This window comes from Vreelandella maris, from assembly GCF_013371085.1.
In the GTDB taxonomy this organism is placed as follows: Bacteria; Pseudomonadota; Gammaproteobacteria; order Pseudomonadales; family Halomonadaceae; genus Vreelandella; species Vreelandella maris.
This window is the reverse complement of the sequence record NZ_JABWCV010000005.1, coordinates 220,563-240,457: the sequence shown is the minus strand read 5'-3', so window position 1 is coordinate 240,457 and position 19,895 is coordinate 220,563. Positions and strand designations below refer to the sequence as shown.

The 19,895-nt window shown below is 52.4% G+C and carries 21 protein-coding genes and 1 pseudogene; 4 read left to right on the top strand and 18 right to left on the bottom strand.

The window, feature by feature from the left end:
* Positions 1 to 77: 77 nt before the first annotated feature.
* Positions 78 to 650 (bottom strand): annotated as a pseudogene (locus HUO07_RS22125) (IS630 family transposase).
* A 1,408-nt stretch (positions 651 to 2,058) separates the two neighbouring features.
* Between HUO07_RS22125 and HUO07_RS06245 the strand changes: the two are divergent.
* The gene (locus tag HUO07_RS06245; RefSeq protein WP_176302844.1) at positions 2,059 to 2,244 is read left to right on the top strand and encodes a helix-turn-helix transcriptional regulator; all 186 of its coding nucleotides are present in this window, start codon (positions 2,059 to 2,061) and stop codon (positions 2,242 to 2,244) included.
* Positions 2,245 to 2,689: 445 nt separating this feature from the next.
* Here HUO07_RS06245 and HUO07_RS06240 read toward each other — a convergent pair whose 3' ends face one another.
* From HUO07_RS06240 to HUO07_RS06230, 3 genes are all read right to left on the bottom strand, one after another.
* Entirely contained in the window at positions 2,690 to 2,968 is a 279-nt protein-coding gene (locus HUO07_RS06240) for a hypothetical protein (protein WP_176302843.1), read from the bottom strand.
* Positions 2,969 to 3,103: 135 nt separating this feature from the next.
* The gene (locus HUO07_RS06235) at positions 3,104 to 7,105 is read right to left on the bottom strand and encodes a hypothetical protein (RefSeq protein WP_176302842.1); all 4,002 of its coding nucleotides are present in this window, start codon (positions 7,103 to 7,105) and stop codon (positions 3,104 to 3,106) included.
* A 175-nt stretch (positions 7,106 to 7,280) separates the two neighbouring features.
* Positions 7,281 to 7,460 (bottom strand): hypothetical protein, encoded by a 180-nt coding sequence (locus tag HUO07_RS06230; protein WP_176302841.1) that lies wholly within the window; start codon positions 7,458 to 7,460, stop codon positions 7,281 to 7,283.
* A gap of 104 nt (positions 7,461 to 7,564) precedes the next feature.
* Between HUO07_RS06230 and HUO07_RS06225 the strand changes: the two genes are divergently transcribed.
* From HUO07_RS06225 to HUO07_RS06215, 3 genes are all read left to right on the top strand, one after another.
* The gene (locus HUO07_RS06225; protein ID WP_176302840.1) at positions 7,565 to 7,966 is read left to right on the top strand and encodes a hypothetical protein; all 402 of its coding nucleotides are present in this window, start codon (positions 7,565 to 7,567) and stop codon (positions 7,964 to 7,966) included.
* Positions 7,967 to 8,031: 65 nt separating this feature from the next.
* Complete coding sequence (locus HUO07_RS06220; protein WP_217908791.1) at positions 8,032 to 8,256, top strand: superinfection immunity protein; 225 nt, start codon at positions 8,032 to 8,034, stop codon at positions 8,254 to 8,256.
* 349 nt (positions 8,257 to 8,605) lie between these two features.
* On the top strand, positions 8,606 to 8,815 hold the full coding sequence (locus tag HUO07_RS06215; RefSeq protein WP_176302839.1) for a helix-turn-helix transcriptional regulator: 210 nt from the start codon (positions 8,606 to 8,608) through the stop codon (positions 8,813 to 8,815).
* Positions 8,816 to 9,236: 421 nt separating this feature from the next.
* Here the strand turns inward: HUO07_RS06215 and HUO07_RS06210 are convergent, their stop codons facing one another.
* From HUO07_RS06210 to HUO07_RS06150, 14 genes are all read right to left on the bottom strand, one after another.
* Positions 9,237 to 10,412, bottom strand: a complete 1,176-nt coding sequence (locus HUO07_RS06210; protein WP_176302838.1) for a Fic family protein — start codon at positions 10,410 to 10,412, stop codon at positions 9,237 to 9,239.
* 1,394 nt (positions 10,413 to 11,806) lie between these two features.
* Positions 11,807 to 12,730: a hypothetical protein gene (locus HUO07_RS06205; protein ID WP_176302837.1), complete on the bottom strand. Its 924-nt coding sequence runs from the start codon at positions 12,728 to 12,730 to the stop codon at positions 11,807 to 11,809.
* Positions 12,731 to 12,782: 52 nt separating this feature from the next.
* Positions 12,783 to 13,442, bottom strand: a complete 660-nt coding sequence (locus HUO07_RS06200) for a type VI secretion system-associated protein TagO (protein WP_176302836.1) — start codon at positions 13,440 to 13,442, stop codon at positions 12,783 to 12,785.
* A gap of 382 nt (positions 13,443 to 13,824) precedes the next feature.
* On the bottom strand, positions 13,825 to 14,151 hold the full coding sequence (locus HUO07_RS22185; RefSeq protein WP_422822682.1) for an HGGxSTG domain-containing protein: 327 nt from the start codon (positions 14,149 to 14,151) through the stop codon (positions 13,825 to 13,827).
* Positions 14,152 to 14,229: 78 nt separating this feature from the next.
* The gene (locus tag HUO07_RS06195) at positions 14,230 to 14,406 is read right to left on the bottom strand and encodes a ribbon-helix-helix domain-containing protein (protein WP_176302835.1); all 177 of its coding nucleotides are present in this window, start codon (positions 14,404 to 14,406) and stop codon (positions 14,230 to 14,232) included.
* 20 nt (positions 14,407 to 14,426) lie between these two features.
* Positions 14,427 to 14,897 (bottom strand): hypothetical protein, encoded by a 471-nt coding sequence (locus HUO07_RS06190; RefSeq protein WP_176302834.1) that lies wholly within the window; start codon positions 14,895 to 14,897, stop codon positions 14,427 to 14,429.
* A gap of 9 nt (positions 14,898 to 14,906) precedes the next feature.
* The gene (locus HUO07_RS06185; RefSeq protein ID WP_176302833.1) at positions 14,907 to 15,179 is read right to left on the bottom strand and encodes a hypothetical protein; all 273 of its coding nucleotides are present in this window, start codon (positions 15,177 to 15,179) and stop codon (positions 14,907 to 14,909) included.
* Positions 15,169 to 15,891, bottom strand: coding sequence for a hypothetical protein (locus HUO07_RS06180; protein WP_176302832.1), 723 nt, complete (start codon positions 15,889 to 15,891; stop codon positions 15,169 to 15,171). Before HUO07_RS06180 ends, HUO07_RS06185 begins: the two co-directional genes overlap by 11 nt.
* Entirely contained in the window at positions 15,888 to 17,915 is a 2,028-nt protein-coding gene (locus HUO07_RS06175) for a DUF927 domain-containing protein (RefSeq protein ID WP_176302831.1), read from the bottom strand. Before HUO07_RS06175 ends, HUO07_RS06180 begins: the two co-directional genes overlap by 4 nt.
* Positions 17,912 to 18,850 carry a toprim domain-containing protein gene (locus HUO07_RS06170; RefSeq protein ID WP_176302830.1) on the bottom strand — a complete coding sequence of 313 codons (939 nt, stop codon included), beginning with the start codon at positions 18,848 to 18,850 and terminating at the stop codon, positions 17,912 to 17,914. Before HUO07_RS06170 ends, HUO07_RS06175 begins: the two co-directional genes overlap by 4 nt.
* The gene (locus tag HUO07_RS21680; RefSeq protein WP_246286486.1) at positions 18,835 to 19,062 is read right to left on the bottom strand and encodes a hypothetical protein; all 228 of its coding nucleotides are present in this window, start codon (positions 19,060 to 19,062) and stop codon (positions 18,835 to 18,837) included. The genes HUO07_RS06170 and HUO07_RS21680 overlap by 16 nt, the downstream gene beginning before the upstream one ends.
* On the bottom strand, positions 19,059 to 19,325 hold the full coding sequence (locus tag HUO07_RS06160; protein WP_176302828.1) for a hypothetical protein: 267 nt from the start codon (positions 19,323 to 19,325) through the stop codon (positions 19,059 to 19,061). The genes HUO07_RS21680 and HUO07_RS06160 overlap by 4 nt, the downstream gene beginning before the upstream one ends.
* Positions 19,322 to 19,576, bottom strand: coding sequence for a hypothetical protein (locus HUO07_RS06155; protein WP_176302827.1), 255 nt, complete (start codon positions 19,574 to 19,576; stop codon positions 19,322 to 19,324). The genes HUO07_RS06160 and HUO07_RS06155 overlap by 4 nt, the downstream gene beginning before the upstream one ends.
* Positions 19,573 to 19,758 carry a hypothetical protein gene (locus HUO07_RS06150; protein WP_176302826.1) on the bottom strand — a complete coding sequence of 62 codons (186 nt, stop codon included), beginning with the start codon at positions 19,756 to 19,758 and terminating at the stop codon, positions 19,573 to 19,575. The genes HUO07_RS06155 and HUO07_RS06150 overlap by 4 nt, the downstream gene beginning before the upstream one ends.
* Positions 19,759 to 19,895 lie beyond the last annotated feature (137 nt).

Here is a 19,895-nt window from a genome sequence, read left to right as displayed (position 1 = left end):
ATTATTTTCATCCAACATTTCCGGGCCATTGTTGTGACACGCTGGGCGAAGTCGGCGCAAGATAGGCTAGTAAGTGCTTATTCAAAATTAATCGCGTGATCAGCTCCATAGCTACCCAACAGCCGGTGCACCTCTGCACAGAGGTGATCAAATGAAAGGTAAGCACTAAGCCATGCGTACTTCATCTGACGCCACAGTATCTCAATCAGATTCAGTTCCGGCGAGTAGGCCGATAGGTAAACCAGATACACACAGTGCGACAGCCACTCGACTATTTTCTGCCTGAAGGCCTGCGAGCGATGCATGCTGGCGTTGTCGAGCACCACAACAGCGAAGGTATCCAGTTTTTCTGTACTACACAAACTGGTCAAACGCTTCAATGACCGTCTCGGTGGTCACTGACCCGGTAGTGGTGCGGTAGATCAATTTCTAGCACGGCTGAGTAACCCCAATACGTTCAGCCTTCGGCTGTGTGAGTAGGCGGTCACCTCGCAAGGTTGCCCGATGGGACTCCACGCATAGGGTACCGACGACGATTGTGAAAAACCCGACTCATCAAAGTAATAGAGCTCATGCTCATCCTGGCCCTCCTGCTGATGAAGTGCCCTGAGGAGGCCTTGGGTGTTTCGGAAATCCGCCTCGTCACGCAGCGCTTTGAGTGAGTGCCGGATACGTTTGAAGCTGAAGTCATTTTTTTCAACGCTTGGCGAAGGGTCACTGTGCTGGTCTTGCCCGTCTCTTCTTTAAAACGAGCCTGCAAAGATCGAATCTGGTGAGACTATTCGGCGACGAGCTCCTGCAGTCGCTGATGATCGCTCTCGTCCAAGACGGGCGTGCGACCACTGCGGGGCTTGTCGATCAATCCATCGAGGCCTGACGCTTCCCATTGTTTGAGTCATCGTGATACGGCGTCGCGGCGGACCTCCAGTATCTGGCTAATTTGGTTGATCATATGGCCTTGATTGCTAAGTGGGATGGCATGTGCATTGCAGTACTAATCGAAATTTTTCTAACGCCGTAAAACCTGGAACTACTCGATCACTTACTCAACCATGGATAGCGATGCCTTTGCTGAAGCAACAGGTCTCTGCATTGGTCTCGCTAATAGACTGCTGATGGCCGGGAATAGGTAACTGGTGCGGTGCTGCAGCGAGCGTTTTTTGTGAGGGCGCTTGTGGGGGCAAAACAAAAAAAGCAAAATACCAAGAAATATATATCGCTAAGCAACTGATTTCATTGGCGTCCCTGGCAGGATCACAACCTACCACCTAAGATATTGATAATTATAATTTTAATTTATTTTAAAAATCTTCCGCATACCTTATCGCATACCATTTGTCAGTTGGTTAGATGTATTTTCCCGATATCCTGATATGAAACTTTCACAATTTTGGAGCATCGCAATGCTGGGCTTGCTGTTCGTCAGCTAGATTTGAATGCACAACTTAAGTGGGTTTTATGCTTCCAGAATTAATAGGCACCAAACAGTTATGCGAGCGCTACGGACGGTCTACACGCACCCTCAACCTCTGGCAGCACGAAAAAGGATTTCCTAAGCCTGTCATGCGTGGCGGTCACGGTTCTGAATCAAAGTGGCGTACAAGTGATATCTATGCATGGGAAGAAAAGCGGGTAGGCTATGCATAACGGCATCAAAATGGTTACAGCCGAAGCACCTTACCATTAGCGCTGCAGCACTAGCTCTATAGGTTTCTTTACGCTCAACACTATGCCCTGATACAGGAGCAAGCATGGCGAACCTACTTACTGCCAAAGATCTAGCTGAAAAGCTATCAATAAGCCAGCGTAAAGCTTATTCACTGAAGAGTGTTATTGGGCATGTCCAAATTGAAGGTAATGTTCGATTCGAAGCTTCAGCTGTTGAGGCATATATAGAGAGCTGCAAACACAGCCCCTTGAAGAAGGGGAAGGATGGATGGGAGTCACAGTCAGGTACCGCGCTACCCGCAACCGCTGGGTTGTCACGGAAACAAGTAAGCGCGGCAGACATCAGTGCTCTTTTGGAGCAGAAAAGGAAAGAGAAGCGGGAGTCTGAGAGTGCAAGAACGTTACGTGTCGACTAGTGAGCTTTGCAAGCGCTACGACCGTAGCCGGGATACGCTGCTTCGATGGCAAAAAGCTAAAGGCTTTCCAAAGCCAGTCATCCAGGGCGGCCATGGTGCCGAATCCCGCTGGCGCGAAAGTGACCTCAAGGCTTGGGAGGATAAGCAGGTATTTGGTTAGCCATATATTATGGGCTCCTGGCTGGATGACTGAGTTTTGTTGCCCTACCCGTTGCGTTTAATGCCCTAGAATTCCAGGAGCTTAAACCGAGCAACCTCTTCATCTCATTCAATCGGCTTGAAACCTAGCCCATTACATTCCGCATTTAAATCGCGGAACTCAAACGCGTACCCGGCTTGGGTACCATTTCCTGCTTTTGGAACAGCTCCGAATTTGCCATGTGTGTTTTGAAAACGCATATGGTAACCGTAAGCAGGGTGGCGTTTGAAACGCGACAAAGACCATCTGGCCAATACGGTGGCTGGGGGTGGTCAGGTTGACCACAACTAGAAGTGATTTAGGATCACCATAAAACAAGTAGCCACTTCCTCCATTTCAAATGGAAGAACCCCAGCGTTAGCCAGGGCTGTTAATGCTGATAAATATAAGCAGTTACGACTGCCTCTTATTGCGCCAACTGGCTAGGTTCTGTGTCGCGTTGGTATTCCGCCTGGGCAAGCTCGTAAGCTCGCACTGGATCAGGCGCTTCTACCGTGATGTGTTTGCCGGTGCCAGGGTCGAACGACAGGAAGCTGTATGACAATCTCACCGCATCCACGTTGTAGAGCATCATCATGCCGATGGAACGGTCAGCCAGGTTGATGAGCGCCTCTAGCGGATGCTTGTCGGTGTCATGTACCTCGCAGGCTTCTAGCATTGGTTTTCGTAGATCGAAGATAAGCATTTATGTTCCTTTTAAGTCGTTTAGCGTTAGCCGAGGCTTGGGTTGGTTGCATTAATAGGTCGCAGCTCTTAAACAATGGCTCTTTTATGCCATCTCCTGCTGGCGGTGCTCCAACCGATCGCCAGTCGAAAGAACTCATATCGTTGCCACCTTCAGCTTGACGTTTTTATTGATCTTTCGTAGTTCAGCTACTTGCTGGCCTTGCTGCTGAGAGGCTTGCTTGCCGATGCCCACTACAGCATCCCGTGTTTGCGCCGTGTTCTGATTGCCCTGCTGCAATAGCTGAGTGATCTGCTGGCCCTGCTGTTGGATTGTGCGCTGCATGTCACGCATGACTTGCGTTACATCCTGCGTATTCAGCGACGGGAAGTCTGGGAGCGGGGGCATCACTGCGCGCACGCCAAGGCTGCCGCCGACATTCGATAGCGGCATGATAGCTTCGGGGCCAGCTTCGCCCATTAGCCCCATCGGGAACGATGTAGGGCGGTCCACTACGCCGTTAGTAAAGGCGCCGCCGGTGGCAAAGGCATTGTCTTTCCAAGCCGAATGCTCGATAGCATCACGCAGGTCATTACCGCGCAGCCCGGTAGACTCCCAGTACGACGCGCCTTCTGCGTCCGCGTCTCTGCCAAATAGCTCATTGTAGGTGTTGTTAATGTAACTGGAAGAGCTGCCACCCTCGCCGCCAGAGTCGCCGCCGCCGCTCGAAACGATGCCTTCGAGTGCATTGGCCAGCTCGCCCGGCAGCGCGGAGAGCAGGTCGCCGATAGTGCTCAGCTCGCCTGACGCGCTAATCTGCTCATCAAGCGAGCGCATCAGCGTGTTGTGAGCGTTCTGCTGTTCGCGCAATGCCCGTTGCTCAATACTCTCGATGCTGCCAAGGCTGTCGACCGATTGCCCAAACTGCTGCTCTAGGTCGCCGATGCCCTGGTTGACGTCGCCGAATATAGATTCATACTGACTAGACGACTGCCCGTAGTAAGCGGCGGCGGCATCTAGGTAGGCGGTAGACGCGCCTTGCAGCTGGCCTGCGGCCTCGGTATCGCCATTCTCAGCGCGCACCTGTAGTTCTGCGAACTGCCGTTGCGCCTCGGCCAACCGCTCAGCCGGGTCGAGAATCGATTGGTTGGAAAGCGCTAGTGAATCAATAAGGCTGCCGAGCTGATCGACGGCGCGCATTTCATTATTAAGCTGCTCACGGCGTGCGCTGGAAAGCTCTTCAATGCTGCTGATTTGGTCGTTATACGCATCGAGTGAATCGCTCACCGCATGGGTTACGTAGCTGTTTAGCGCACCGCTTGTGCTATCAACCGCGCCCGCCGCTGATTGCGCCGCATTACGGATGTTCCATAACGCGCCTTCGAGGGTCAGCCCGCCGTTAGTCACTTGGTTAAACCAGTAAGCGAGGCCATCCGCATCAGCTTCGCGCCCTAGCGCAGACTGATACTGCTGGTTAATCGCCTCTTTAACCGCCTGATTGCTCTCACGCAGTGCAGGGGCCAGCGACATAAGGTCGTAAGCAAGCTGTGCACCGGCCTCGCTATTCAGATCCTGTGCTTCGACCAGCTGGCGTAGGTGCGCAACGCTGGTGATGTTGGCGTCCGTCAGCGAGTTAAGCGCCGTGCGCACATCTTCATGGCTGTGCTGCAGGCGCTCTTCGTTGCTGAATGCGGCTTGATAGTAGGCGTCATTAATCGCGGCAATGTTTTCAATGTTGCCCGCGTATTCCGCTAGAGCGCTTGCTGCCTCGTATGCGCCCGCACCCGCCGCATCAAACTGCAGGTTCAAGCGATCCATGCCGCCCGCGAGCAACGAATGCGCCTGCTGGGCGACCTGCGCTTGCTGAACAACGCTTTCAATGCCGCCTTCAAGCCCCCGCACGAAAGCGCCGAAGTGGCCGCCCAATGCCTCTAGGGCGGCGCGGGGGCGTTCGTTTAGCGCAAACTCGATAATCTCGCCTGCGTTGCGGCTGCTAATCTCCAACCCTTGAACCGCGCTGCGCATCGCATCCAGCTCTGGCGCGCCCTGGGCAAGTGATGCGACAAGGTTGTCAATCTGCGCTGTACCTGCCGCTAACTGTTCAGCCCACTCTTTGCTACCCGTGCCCGCACGCTGCAAGCGCTCTGTGCCATCGTCCATAAAGCCGACCGCCCCCAGCGCCGACTCTGAGTAGAACTGCTCGCTCGTGCTGCCTTGATGCTCGAACGTACCGGGGGTGACGCTGCCTGTGGTGCCGAAGCGACCACTAAAGGGCGTCTCCTCGTGCCCAAAAATGCTGCCGACACCACTACCAAGGAATGAGCCAATAGCCGCCCCGATTGGGCCGCCAAGATATGTTCCCGCAACGGTGCCGATAGTTGCGCCGATCTGCTGCGCTTCGCTCTCGCCGAACACTTGACCGCCAGCCCATCCACCTGCAAAGCCCGTACCGGCAGAAGCCAAGCCGGTCATTCCACCAAAATTGGCAGTTGAACCGCCTAAATAGCTTGTGCCTTGACTAGTAACGCTCATGCCGCTCGTTGCGCTACCAGCGAAACCGCCGCTGTAGGAAGTAGGCGCTCCAGCCCACTGAATGCCGCCAAAACCGTTTTGCACGGCACCCCAGGCATTTTTGACGCTGCCCATAGAGCCAAGGTTGAAGCCGCCTGATTGGCCGCCAGCTTGACCACCACCCATGCCCATCATGCTCTGCATTTGCACAACAATCGGACGGGTGATGGCCATGTGAGCCATTTCAGCCAGCGTTTGCTCAAATGCCCGCTTCATGATGTCAGTAGCATTTAAGCTGCCGTCAATTGCGCCTTGCCATAGGTCGGCAAGGCCATCATCCAACCGACGCAGCCCGTTCAGGCGCAGCTCGTCAAAGGATTTCTCCATTGAGAACGCGGCATCTTGGGTTTTGTCTGCAAGCTCATCAGTATCCCGCTGCGCATCCTGAAAGCTCTCCTGCAGCATGCCCATGGCCTGCATGTATTCCTGCGTATTCATGCGGCCAGAGGCTAGGGCAAGGTTCAGTACGCCCAAGTCCTGCGCATACTGACGGGCCTCACGACGGTTGGGGGTGATGCGGTCTAGGAGGGATTCGTGGGCGTCGGCTAGGTCGGTTACCTCTTTCGCCGAGCCCTTGGCGGCCTCAGCTTGCTTGTCTATTTCAGTGGAAACCCTACCTAACTGAACTATTTCGGGCTCGGTTACTGGCAAGCCGGCTTGTTGAAGCTCTTTTTTGCGGTCGATCAGGGCTGTATATTCACCTCTTAGCTCGCCGAGGGCTGCAATGGTGTCTTGCGCCTGGGGCGAGTCTGCTCCAAACATATCAATGCGCTGTTCAAGCCGCGCCTTGGTATCAAAAAGGGCGTTTAGCTCAGCGTCGATGCCTGCAATGGAGCGTTTAGCCTCTCCGTCGCGGAACGAATCCATAAAGACATTGAAGCCCCGAGCCACGTTGTTAATGCCGTAGCTAATGCCTTCTAGAGACGATTTCATAAGGTCATCGAATTGCGAGACGGCGCGCATTGTTTCTGTACTTAGCTGCTGCCCTAGCTGGCCGAACTCGCCGCGAATATCCTTAAGGCGCTGGATCTCCATCTGGCTAAGTATTGCATTCAGGTCGTCTGCCTCTTGCCCAAGCCGGTCCATCTCGGCGCCGCCATCACGTAACAGCGGGATCAGGGCGGTTGCCTCATCAGCAACGCTTTCCATGTAAAACGTCATTTCTGCTTGGCTGAGGTTCGCCGCCTGCAGGCCGTCATAATACTTTTGCAGCGCCTGGGGACCGGAAAGGTTGCGGAACTCCTCGGCAGTCACGCCAATTTGTGGCGCTATCTGCTCGAAAAAATCTTTCATTTCACCGCCGCCGGTACTCAAGAAGTCGCCAACACGATCATTGGTATCCTTGAGAATGTCGGCTAGCTTGTCTTGCTCCACCCCATAGGCACGCGAGGCGAAGGATAGGCGCTGAAAATCCTCGACGTTGGTGTTAGCCAGGCGTGATAAGTTGTCGATCTCTGCGGCTGATTGTGACGCTGAGCGCGCGATGGCAGTGAAAACCCCAGCCCCGGCACTCAGACCAAGGAACGCACCACTTGCTGCCCTGGCGAACCTCTCTACCCCCGCCAGTCGACGCTCAACCGTAGTCATTGATGTAGAGATGCTTTCACCGGCGCGGTCGGCGCTGTTCAGCCTCCCTTCTAGCCGTCTAAGGCTTCGCTCCGCCTCGCTAGTGCTAATTATAAGTTCAAGCCTTGAGCTGCTTGTCATTGGTAAACCCTCAGTTAGCCCAGCGGGAGCGCCGTAGAGTTGATAGTCCGCTCAATCATGCGCGCATCTCCTGACGTCCATGGCTGGCGCTAAGCATGTAATCGAGCTCAATCAGCTTGGCAGCGGCAATCACGTCACCGCTGTCAGCAGCCTTGCGTAGTATCAGCCAACATTGATCAATAGCGCCTTTACCCGGGCGTCGATTGAGACCCCTCTTACCTTTTACCCTGTCCATCTGAATAACCTCGCAATTAAATTTCACAAATTTACGCTTACAAGCAATATAATAGCTCATATACTGGTTTTATATCAGAGTGTAATTAAATACAGGTGGCAAGCATGGCGTTTAATGTTGATAGGTATGAGCATGAGAAATTCGCTACTGGGAAGTGGGTATCCATAGAGGGCGATAGCCACTTAAAGGTGGCGTACATGCGTAACTGTGAATATCTCGACCAGCAGCGCAGTGTGGAAAAGAAATACCGCTATAAATACGGAGATGAGATGACAGCGGATCAGAGGCTGAGCATGCATTGCGAGGCAATTGCTCTAGGGTTGCTCAAAGATTGGGACAACGTTGGAGTGAACGGCGAGACTCCAGCCTATACGCCGAACCTCGGGACAGAGGCGCTCAAGCAAAACCCAATGCTATTGGATTTTGTACAGATGCAGGCTAATAACTTAGAACGATTTGGTCGTGAGATTAAGGACAGCAAAAGCGCTGCTAATAAGCATGATTAGCTGATACGCTAACTCACTGATTTGGAGTACCAAGGGCCTTATATCATGAAATCAAGGGTAATCTAATGGATATGAACATGGCTTATGACCTGCCCATCCATCCTATGCTTCTGCTGGCCATCATGATCGGGCTTTATTTCTTGCCAATCATTATTGCTGCCATCCGAAACATGCGTCACGCCGTAGCCATCAGCGTCCTAACCCTAGTTGCCGGGTGGACGTTCGTAGGATGGGTAGTTGCTCTAGTTTGGGCTTGCCTCGATAAGCCTGAAGCTAAAAAAGAAGAGTGAAATTTTCATTATCAACCCATGTCTCGAGCGCGAAAGTTAAGGCCGGAATTCCGGCCTTTATTTTTGCATTACCTTAGCCGTCCTTAGCTTCTCATGGGGTTTAAGGGTTATGCCACGTCAGCCTTTAGTGTTATGCGGGCATTCCTGCAACCTTAAGAAAGCGCAGCGCTTGTTACAGCCGCCACCCCTCCTTTCATAATCGCCACCAGAGCATTCTTTAAGCCGTTTCTCGGTTTTAGCAGGTGCTGGCCTAGCGCTGAGTGTAGCGCTGTCTATAACTGCCCTATACGCTCTAATCAATAATGTCAGCCTGACTCATTCCTATCTCAACCAAGCAATGAGGCCTGCCATGCAAGACAATATTCTGAGCGTAGGTGAAGCAGCCAAGATGCTAGGCGTAGACCGCACTACGCTGTGGCGCATGCACGCTAAGTACAAGATGATAGCACCGCCTGCACGGTTCAGTATTGGCCGTACAGGCTACTTGCGGTCATACCTTGAGAACTGGATGCAGGAGCGAATGAATGAAGCCATTGAAGAGCTTAACCAATCCAAGTAATGCTACGGAAATAGCATCACCAACGAGCGCAGCTTTGCGCTCGTTGCAGACGCGCAGTTTAGTACACAGGGTGAATACCAGAGCAGCGCTTAACTCACGCCTGTTGATTTTGACCGGGAACATTGGGAACAGCGGGAACAATGCTGATTGGTAAGGCTTATTTGTGTTCCCGCTGTCCATTTACCACCGGGAACAAGTGGGAACAAACTGGAGAGCGTAATTTTGCGCTGGTTGGTTTCTCGGTTTCAAACCGGAAAACCTTTTCATGCCATGGTGCTGGCGCTGATTAAAGGCCGGGATTTCGGCTTTAAGAGCAGCGACATACTAATTTAGAAGCAGGTTTTCCTTGCAGCCATCAGGGTTGAGGTAAAAGCAAAGCCAGTTACTACAAGACACTTGGCTCAGGGGCATCTATTACCCTTTAGAGCCCTTCAACTTGAGGTGGAATAAATCCATTATCAGACAGGGCTTTTATGACACCTCTAACTAGATAGCTATTATCAAAACCAATCGTATATTGCCGAGCCCCTTCAGCTATAGGCCTAAGCATTCCAGCTTCAACAAGCTTCCGTACTTGGTATGTTCTTTGAGGGGGTTTTGAGCCCTTCATCACAGAAGCAAGGTCGATTGCTTTAACAACTTGTCTTTCAATAGCCAAATTTAGAATATCTTTCTCTTGTGCCGTTATCAGCTCTCTTTCTCGGGCATGCTCTAGCGCTGGCCACAAAATATTCTCTTTCAAAAACGTATAATCTGAAAGTTTATCCAGCTTCTTCAACTCATCTAGAACCCCTTGCAAAACGTATACACACCAGTCATGCAGTGCTTCTGGGGAGCCTGAATCAGCAAGCGATAACATTTCATAATAGCGTTCTCGATCATTGCAAAAAACAGCCGTCGGGTTGAGCACACGACCTGTGACCGTCTTGCCCATCGAAACGTTAAAGCCGTACTTGATCATCAATGCATAAGTTAATAAGCGAACTACTCTCCCATTTCCATTTGTGAATGGATGTACCCACCCAAATCGATGATGGGCTAAAGCTACTTTCATGAGATCGTATTTTTGCTGATCGCTATTATTTATAAAGTTAACTAGCTCTTGCATGTACTCTCCGACCCGAAATGGCTCTGGAGGAAGATGGCTAGACTTTGCTATTCTGACTTGGCCTGTTCTGTAAGCACCAGGAGTTTCATCGCCTTCTCGTTCAAGGCCATCTACTGCAAGTTGATGTAACTCTCTTATAAAATGTTCTGATATGGGATCATTGGGCTCCAACTTTTCCTCAATGTATGACATAGCTCTTTCGATGTTAGCTATCTCGCTCAAGTGATCACTTGAGCGCTGTGTGCCCTCTAAAGTGCTTTCTACATAATCAGCCAGTGTAGTGTGGTTACCTTCAATTCTTGCCGATCCTAAGCTTTCCAGTATATGGAAAATATTTTTAAGCTGAAAAAATGTAGGTGCTGGCGTACTCCCGCCAAGCTGAAGCCTCCTAAGGTACTCAAGCTCAGTCAGTACATCGACAAGAGGTGAGTCGAAGGATGGATTTAGGAGCACTAGGTCATGATGATGAAATGAAGCAGGGTCACTCATTATCTCAAATCCCTTAAAATTTTATCTCAAAAAAATGAACAAAAAATACCAAAAAACATAAGATTAAAGAGGTGATGTAAAAAAATAACTGAAATTACGTTCAACAATATGTTGAATCCACCTGCAAAACAAGTCAAATGACGAGCCACATATTTAGCCTAAACACGTCGTCATGCGTCTGGGCACACTTCTAGCTGCGCACCGATCGTGCGTACCAAACTGCGTACCGATTCGTACTTTTCGCTCGTAACGAAATCCGTACCTACATCTAGTTAACAGTGCTGGCTGTTCACCCTTCGTGTTAACCGGGGTGTTAACTGGACATCTGGTGGATACCGCTATGGATACTAGCAGGTGGATACTGGCGATCTGATGGAAACCTATGTGGAAACCATTACGCGGAAACCAGCATTGATGAGACGGCTGCAGCCCAGAACGCCAAATTGGCGCCCCAATAACTCCCAACAACAGACCATCATGGTTATTGCTTCAATGCATGGGGCTATGCCTTGCGCCAGCTGTTGCGTTTTGTTGCCTGGGTGCTAGGCCGAGAACCCTGCTAATTGAAAAACGTTGATAAATAATCAAAGAACCGCCCACATAGATGCTGTGATAGGTACGCTAAAGTAGCGGTTTCGATGCCAACATTTGTCAACATGTAGTGCGCCAGCTAATGAACGCAACACGGCATCTGGTGACTGGCGGCCAGAGGTATCCAACCGTGTCTTTTCGCTACCAGCAGTAGTCTTATAAATTAATCTTTTCGCAGCTTAGGTGTATCTCTTTCCCAGTTTCCCAGTAATTCATCTAACTCTTTACTCGCTTGAATTGCTGTTCTCTGGAGGCCTGGACAGCTAGAACTGCCCTTTTATGTGGTGACGCACACCTCTCTCCTGATTCTGTAAGCTCATCGCGGCGCGGCCATCTGCTTCAAGAGCTGCGCTGTCAAGCTTCCCAATATATAGAATGCTACCCATTGTCACGCGCCGGCCTTTTCCTTCACCGGTCGCGTTAATCCTTCCTTCGTGCACCATCTGCCTGACAGTCTAGTGCGAAACGCTTAGTAGTTCAGCGGCTTCATGATATGTCACAAGCACTTTCATTTTGCTCTCCTGGAATAAAATAAACGCCTCGCGGGTGGGTGTCAGAAAACACTTGGAAATAGGATGGACTAAGCACTAACATGAACTAAATTCATGTTAACGGCGTAGAGCATGCTTGATTTTAAATTAGAGTGGCGACCAATGACCGAAGCGCCTAGCGATGACGGCGATGACTATCTGCTACTCAACCCTTGTGATGGGTACCATGTAGTCATAGCCTATGATGGGGAATTCTATCCGTTCGCCAGCGATGACCCCTGCCGCAAAGATTACTTTCTATGCTGGGCTAAGCTACCAGAGCTTGATTCTAGCGCCTGGCCCAAGGTGGCGGTTTAGGTGCTCATCATCAGGTGCGTACCGACCTGGGAGGTATTGAAACTTGAGGACATTGGCAGGGGCGGTAAGCTTCCCCATCTCAATAATCATATCTTCTGCTTTAGAAATCCTTACTGATACTTGCTGTATATGCTTGCGCCACTTATCAAGCGATGCGTCGCTCATATCATTAATAGCAGCATCCGTTAAAGCCATGAGGTCGCCTAGGGGCATCTGAAGGCCCACAACAAGCTCTTCATGGAAGTCATAGTTGATCGCAGATAGACCTTCTAAGCGTATCTTTAGATCGGAAACGGTAGGCTTTTCACGATTCAGCCATTTTGAAAAACCCAACTGAACATTTAGCTCCTTATGCAGGGCGCGGGCATCTTCAAGCTTTAGCCTTTCCTCGTTATCGATATAATTCACTCGCCGCTTTGATAGTTTTTTTGCTTCTGACCAAGAGGATGGATATTCACGCATAAGCTGTTTTTTTCTTTTCTGGATAGGCTTTGCGCGCTCAATCACCGAGTCTAGTAGGGCGCGACTCTGTGTAATATCTTCCCTAAATTCAGATATAGCTAAGCGGTTTTTGATCCTGCGCTGCTCTGCTTTAAAGCGATTCCGCTCATAGTCAAAGTCAGCGCCTAGGTGTTTCTTGCCACACCTATTCCCTATATTTGTTTCCAAGCCATCACTGGTAAGAACCAAAAAACCTCTTCCATGCTGTGTCCGGCAAGAGCTAATACCGCAGGCTATTTGCTTATCTTCAGGGAACTGATAGGCCTGCAATATAAGCTTCAGCTTACGACCACTTTGAGAGGAAAAATCGACTTCCTCTTGGAATTTAGAACGGCTATAAAGATCTTCTGGGCTCTCGATTCTTATCTGTTCCTGCATCTTCGCTCCCATTTCTACCCCGCCCTAGGCGTCCTCAGCCACGTAAAAGCTATCACCAGTGACAGGCTTCGCGTAGCGGTTCAATTTGCTCCCGCAAACTATGCGCAGGAAAAGTCACTGTTATTGGGCCCTGGTTATATGGCGTCGCTCTAACGGTAATTTGATCATGGTCAAACATTCGCTTTATTACAGGAATTGATAACCCGCCAGACCATAGGCCGAGCATCTGGTTGTCGGTTGATTCTCTTAAGCTTCGCGTAAAAGCCTGTTCAGAGTCGAGCCTAAAAGTCACATCGCCATAGCTCTGAATATCAGCCATATGGTTATCATTCATATTCAGTATCAAAGAGGTCGTATTTTCCATACAGCGCAATGTGAGAGTCGCGTGTCTACTTGGCTTGCCGAGCCAGTGCGAAATGCGCTCTCTAGATCGGACGGTTAGCCACACGTTCCTACTATCGTCGATCGCGGAAGTCCGTTCGGTAACCTGCCACGAACGAAGCGGTGCACGAGCCACAGGCTGCTTGGGCTCCTCCTCTAAGGGATCTTCCTCTTCCACCTCATCTACAGTAGCTTCCGACTTAGGAGCGCTCTCAGCGCTAGCTGAGGCCGAAGATGCACCTCCATCCTCACCTGCATCTGGATCATCGGCCAGCCACCCAATAATAAAAATACCTGCCACCAAGGCCGCTATAAACTTCCAGCTCCCCATTGCTGTCTCCCTACTAATTATGCGCCGCTTATTTTGCCGACTTTTCGTTAGCGATGGTGCAGATGAAGCTTCCCTCCCCGCTTCGCCTTTTTCGTCTCTGTTTGAATTGCACAAAAAACATGATTCAAGTAATACTTTGTCTTAAACTTACCATAGCCGCCCCACATGACACCACATACCGCCCGACACTAAACAGTCCCAACCTATAGCCAGAGTCTCTTGCTACAGCTGTTTTCTGCTTCGGGGATTGATCGCCCTTGCGCACGTTACTGCTCCGAAAACCTATTTTTATCGCGCGTAATGACAGGAAGAAAATCTTCTCCTGCTCATCAGTAAACACTCTCTCAACCTCTACATTTATCAGCCCTTCATGGGGTTTAGATCAGCCTATCTTAATTCCTACCCTTTTTAGGTGCCTATTCATGACCTCTCTCATCTGGGGATCTTTAGCAGGATCGTAAGGCTCTTCTGGCAGCTCAGGCACTGGCTTCTTTGCCCTTTGCCCTGACTGGGGGCCAGTGGACATTCCGCCATGAAGCTTGCACCGCCCGCTATCCCATAAATCACGACGTTTACAGGGCGTGCCCGCTCGCGTCTTTGCCCCGCAGCGCAGGTCTTGAAAAGCCGGGTCGATTTCTGGCCGTCTGCCTTCTCTTTGCGCCTTGCTCCACGCTTTATAGCGCCTTCTTAGCTCTGCTTGCTCGTCCATCACGTCACCTAATAAAAGGGAGCCTCTTTAAGGCCCCCTGAAATCATCAACGCCCCTTTTTAGGGACTGTAAAAATCATCAATGTTTACACCGCGCCAGCTCTCGCTCGATAGCCTGGCGCACAAACTCGGCTCGGTTTCGGTGCTGGTGGTGCTGGTGCCTTTCCATCAAATCGTCGATCCGCTTCACCGTCTCCTGCTCTACGCTGACGATTAGCCGCACCGGCTGTGTGAATAGACGAGGATTCTTGCTCATGATCGTTCTCCACCGGTGGGTCAGTGCAGGATATGAATCGGCTTGGTTTGAAGCCGACCCTCCATGCCCTTCTCTTTAGCCAGCGCCAGCAGCTCTTCCTCGCTCGCCCCTAGTGCCTTGGCGAGGTTGTCCAGGCGGTATACCGCGTTGCCGTCATCATCCACTGCCGTTGCTTTGAGATCGGGAAAGAATGTCTCCATGCCTTCCTGTAGCGTTTCGAGGATAGGCCCACGCAGGAACATAGGGTGCCGATCGTCATAAGCACGATAAATCATTTCATCCGTGTCACCGTGCTCTACGCCACTAAAGAATGCCTGCCTTGCTTTCTGCTCCACGCTCGCCAGTAGCAATATCATGGAGTGCCGCATCGGCTGGCGCAGGTGCTTGGGCTTAACGCTGGCCTCATGCGCTGCCCATGCTTGCCCGGGTGTGAGGTGATCCAGACCAGTGCCTCTTTCAGCGGCTTGTTTAATCGTGTCGTGGTTAATCATAGTGTTCTCCTATGCCGCTGGCGGTGGGGTGTCAGTATCAATCAGCACGTTCACTATTCCCTGCAAGCGAGCCAGGCGAATGCGTATAAGCCCTGCCAGCGTTCCAGCAGGGAGTGCATCGTTTATCGCTTCCAGAGTTGCAGCGCAGGCCAGCAAGGCGTCGTCATCAGGCGATGATTGCAGCGTATTTCGTACCGCCTCAGCGCTGTGGCTGGCGCTTTGATCGATTGAGCGCAGGCTGGATGCTAGACGCGTGGCTTCCTGAATGGCGTTATCCAGCATAACGACCTCCTGCTAGCTCCCGGTTGGCAGCACGGCGGCCCGCGTTATCCCTCTTATGGCTGACAGGCTCCTGTTCGGCAGCGTGTTGCCACGTGGTGATATACTGCTGGGCGATCTGTAGGGCTTGCTGAGGTGTCCGGCTGTTTGCCACATTGCTGATCAGTCGCTCATCCTCCGGCAGTACGGCGCAGTGCTCACGGACAAGCCGCAACCAGCGTGGCGCATGCTCAACGACAGGGGCGCTTACAGGCGCTTCTAAGGCTGGCGCATGAGGTAGGTTAGGCCAAACCGCTTTAGCGGCTGATAGCGCCTTGGGATCTTTCAACAAGCGACGGCATTGCTTAAGGGCTGTGTAGGTATCGGGCGCTACTTCAAAGGCGTCATCCAACACCACCGCCAGTTCAGCAGCCGATTGCCAGGTGAGGATCGCCATCACCTCACGCACCTCAGTTTCGATAGGCTCCAGCGGCCTACCAACGGCATACAGATTGCCAATGATGGTGTTTATGTCGTGGGCAGTGGCCTGTGTTGATTCCTCTTGCACCGTCTCTTGTTTCACCGCGTCACTAGTATTGGCGCGGGAACAGTGGGAACGGTGGGAACCCCTTTGTTCTTCAAGGTTTTTTTCTGTTCCCACAGCTTGCTCATCTGCGGGAACAGCGGGAACACTCGCCGCTAAGCGTCGTTGCCGTAGAAGATCGCGATAACTCATTGGTCGCCCTCCTTTGGCAAGACGGCATAAAGGCGTTGAAGTCCGTTAGGTGTGCGCTTGTTAAGTGCGAACCTTCCCGACTCCTTTTCATAGAGCCAACCAACCTTATCCAATACGCTGGCTATCATTTTGGGGTCATATCCGCTGGCCGCTTCTTCCAGTGCTGATCGATGGAAGTAAAAGACTCGCCCTTCTGCCATGTCTGCCCAATAGCCAGCGCGGTCCCTGACTCCGGGCTTGTTCTCGCCACTTGGTGCGCCCATCTCGCTAAACCGGCTATCACCGTGGCGCTGAATGAAGTTCGCGATGCCATCCATAATGGCTTGCTCTTCTGGTGGCAGGCTCCCCCTTTCGGATTGCCATAACTGGAAGCACGTACCAATAGCCTCGATAGACGAGCCTGGCGCCCATCCTGTTAACCCTGCATCTGTCGCCAACTCTCCCGCCATGGCAAGTAGTCCAAAGGCACCGGCTGCACGGCTGGAAACGCCATCCTTCGCACCGGTAAAGGCGGGATCTTCCATGGTGTCGCGGTAGAGGGCAGGTAAGTCAGATTGCTTTATCAAGTGCTGGATAAAGGCACTGCCTGCATGCCCGTAATGCTCCGCCGTTGCCGTCTTGATAGCGTTAGCAAAATCACTAGGGGTCATGCCTTGGGTATCGTCGAACGCGCCATAGCGGCGACTGGTGGCGGGTATATCCAGCAAGCGGGCATCTTGCCCGGCCTTGGCCTTCTTGCCAGCTTCGCTCATATGGGAGGCCAGACTACGCTCGCCACTCGAAAGCAGCATCAGGCGCCAGCGCTGAGCCTCACGAATACCACCGGTTCTAGCCGCCCGCTGCTTGCCCACGCCGTTAGCCACCAGATAAACCATGTTGCCTGCTTCATACGGGCTTGCCTGGCTGATCTCATCCAGCACCATGCAGGTATCGTTCTGAGACGCTGCCAGGGCCTCGATACCATTGCCGGTGCCAGACCACTGGCGCATAAATTGAGGGCTTCCCCAGACGCTACTCGCCATTTGCAAGCAGGTGGTCTTGCCCTTGCTGGAGCCTCCGCGCAAGTTGAAACCCAGCCCACCGGACGGCTGCTGCTTGGCGGGCCAAATAAGAGGACCTGCAAGCGCAACGCATATACCCAACATCAAGATAGGGTTATTCATTGCTCGCCCAGCAACGTGCTGCTTCCAGCCTTCAGGGGTGCCGCGGGCATCGAAGTAGCTGGATCGTGAAGAATCAGCGCTAAAGCAGTAGTCCTGATTGCCAATGGTGCGCTCAGGCAGAACAAAAGCACGCGAGTTGTCGTGCCAGCCAGTCGTAGTAGCCGCCACCAATCGTGCCTCAGGCTGGCTTTCCATGATGTAGTCAGCAAGCCGATTGCGATGCTTGAGGCTGTGGGTATGCCCCATATCCAGCAGCTCACGCCTCAGCTCCGCCCCACCTTCGCTAAGCAGGCGCATAGGCAAAACGCGACGACACCATTTACCCTCCGTGTTCATGAAACGAACCTGCCGACCAAAGTTACCACCATGCTCATCGCGGCTAATGGCGATTACTTCAATAGGTCCAGCAATGTATATGTCATCGTTGGCCGCGCCGTCCTGACCATGCCGAATACCGTGCCACCACAGCCCCGGGGGTAGGCGTTTCGACCCGATATAAAACCAATCAGCATGGCTTGTGAAGCTAGGACGCTTAATACTGCCGTCTAATGGTTCGCTCTCTCCAGGTGACGCTTCTTTGCCTAAAGGAGCCTCGACATCAAGCGATGCTAACTCCTTCGCGCTCACTGACTCCTGCTTGCTCTGATCAATAGCGTCTTGGCTGTCTGTTCCCGGCGTTCCCGCACTGTTCTCGCTAGTGGGAACGCCGGTATCATTTCCTAAGCTACTGTTTTTAGGTTTTTTATAACCTCCTGTTCCCGCTGTTCCCACTGTTCCCGCCGCTTTTGTAGTCAGGCGGCTTTGATCTTCTTCTAGTGAGGTATCAAACAGCTCATGATTATCAGTGTGGTTCCAGCTCATGCGGCCCCCTTGCGGCATAGGGCCACGTCGGCAAAGTCGGTGCATAACTCGCAGCGGCCGCAAAAGGTAGGCGTGAGCAGTTTGCCCCCGATAGCCAGCGAGGCTATACGCGCTTTGTTCATGCCGGGATTACCCTCGGTGAAACGATCATCATCCGCTGCTATCGTGAGCGTCACGTCTTCGGGTAATCGCTGGCGCAAGCGTCGAGCAACCGGCTCTAGGTTGGCGGCATTACGCGCAATCACTACAGGGCAGCCAGTAGACGCATAGAGCGCAGCACCCGTTGCCCAGCCTTCAGCCACTAGTACCCTTTCTGCGCCAGCAATACGCCCAACCAGACTAGCGGCACCCTTCACACGGCCACCCGGCAGTGGGCGCTTAGCTCCATCCGGAAAGATGCGCTCAAGGTTAATCAGTTCACCGTCCACAAACAGTGGGACCAGCAGAGCGTTCCCGCGCTGGCGCAACCCATAGGGTCGAAGCTGCTTTTTAACTAGATATGGGTGCAAAGGATCGGCAGGTTTGGCGGACGCCCACCATTGGTGGGCCTGTCTAGCTGTCTCGGCCTGTTTGGCAAGGCGCTCAGCTTCCCATTTGTCACGCTGGCGCTGAGCCTCCATGCGCGCCTGTTGGCGCTTCTCTGAGCGAGTAATGTCATCATCGTCACTATCGACTAGCACAACAAGGCGCTGAGTCTCGCGCCAATCACCGACTACAGCCGTAGAATCGCCCAACAGGCCAATATAACCACTCTGACTGCTGGCGCCTTCTGGTGTGAATCGCCGCCATTGTCCTTTGCCGGTGTAGCGGGAGGCGCCATACAACTCGCGTGCAGCCTGCTCGGCGGCCGCCTCTATGCTAAAGTGGCTCGGCATCTCGATAATGCTTTCGTACTCCGCCTGGCTTCGGTTGGGCGTTTTTATTGTGTTGTACATAGCCCCTCCTCACTCAACCAAGCGGCGCGTTCATCCAATACTTCAGCGGTTAGGCGCAAGGTTTCAATTAGCGCTTCGCGGCGTATGCCGTCGATGGTCGGATCTATTAGAAGCTCGGCCACGCCATCAAGAATGGTTGCGCACCGGGTCATGTGCCGCGCATCACCGCTTAACGCAGCGCGAGCAAGGTAGTTTTGATCGGTAGGAGTCATGGCTGCTTACCCCCTTTCGCCTCAGAGGTTTTGTAGGCGTGCTTAGCTAGCTCGGTGACAATATGAAGCTGAGTCTCAACGTTCCACAAAACACCAGCCAATATGCCTGGATTGAAGTCTGTTCCTTCCCCATTGGCGGCTTCGCAGAGAGCGATCTCTACCATCTTCACGGCGTCTTTGGCCTTTTCGAGCGCTGCATCAATGTCGTCAATCAGAACGCCGTGGGGAGCCTCAGGAGATAGTTTGAAATGCTCCATGCTCATTGCACGCCCTCCTGGCTAAGCTGGGCGTCCAGCACCTCAGCTTGATCCTCAAAATCCAACCTAGCGTTCATCGCTACAGCTCCGGCTAGTCTGGCCAGACTTCTGGCATGATCTGGATGACCGGTTCGTGAGCCATCTGTACTGCCTTCGAGGAGTGTGGAGATAGCAAAGGAAAGAGCTTCCAAATGCTCCAGGTGCTCACAGGTAAGCTGTAAGTTGTCGTAGTGGTCGTTTATGCGAAGGGAGCTCATGACCGCACCTCCTGGCCAACAACAGCGGCTTCCAGGCGGCAAGCTTTCTCAATATGGTGGTTGTAACGCTTAAGACGGGCGCTGGCGCTGGCATTAGCAAACAAGGCAGCTTTAGCCATTGCTCGATGGGCAGCAGCACGTTTAGAAGGGATTAGGGTAAGGAATAGGCGTGACTTAGCCATGGGTCTGACTCCGCGTATTGAAGATGGAGCCGTCAACCACTGTCGCCAAACAGATTGGAGGACGGACTGAGCAGGGTTGGCGAACCGGCATACACGGAAACCGGCAGACACGAAGGTCTCCCCACACAGCCCGTCCA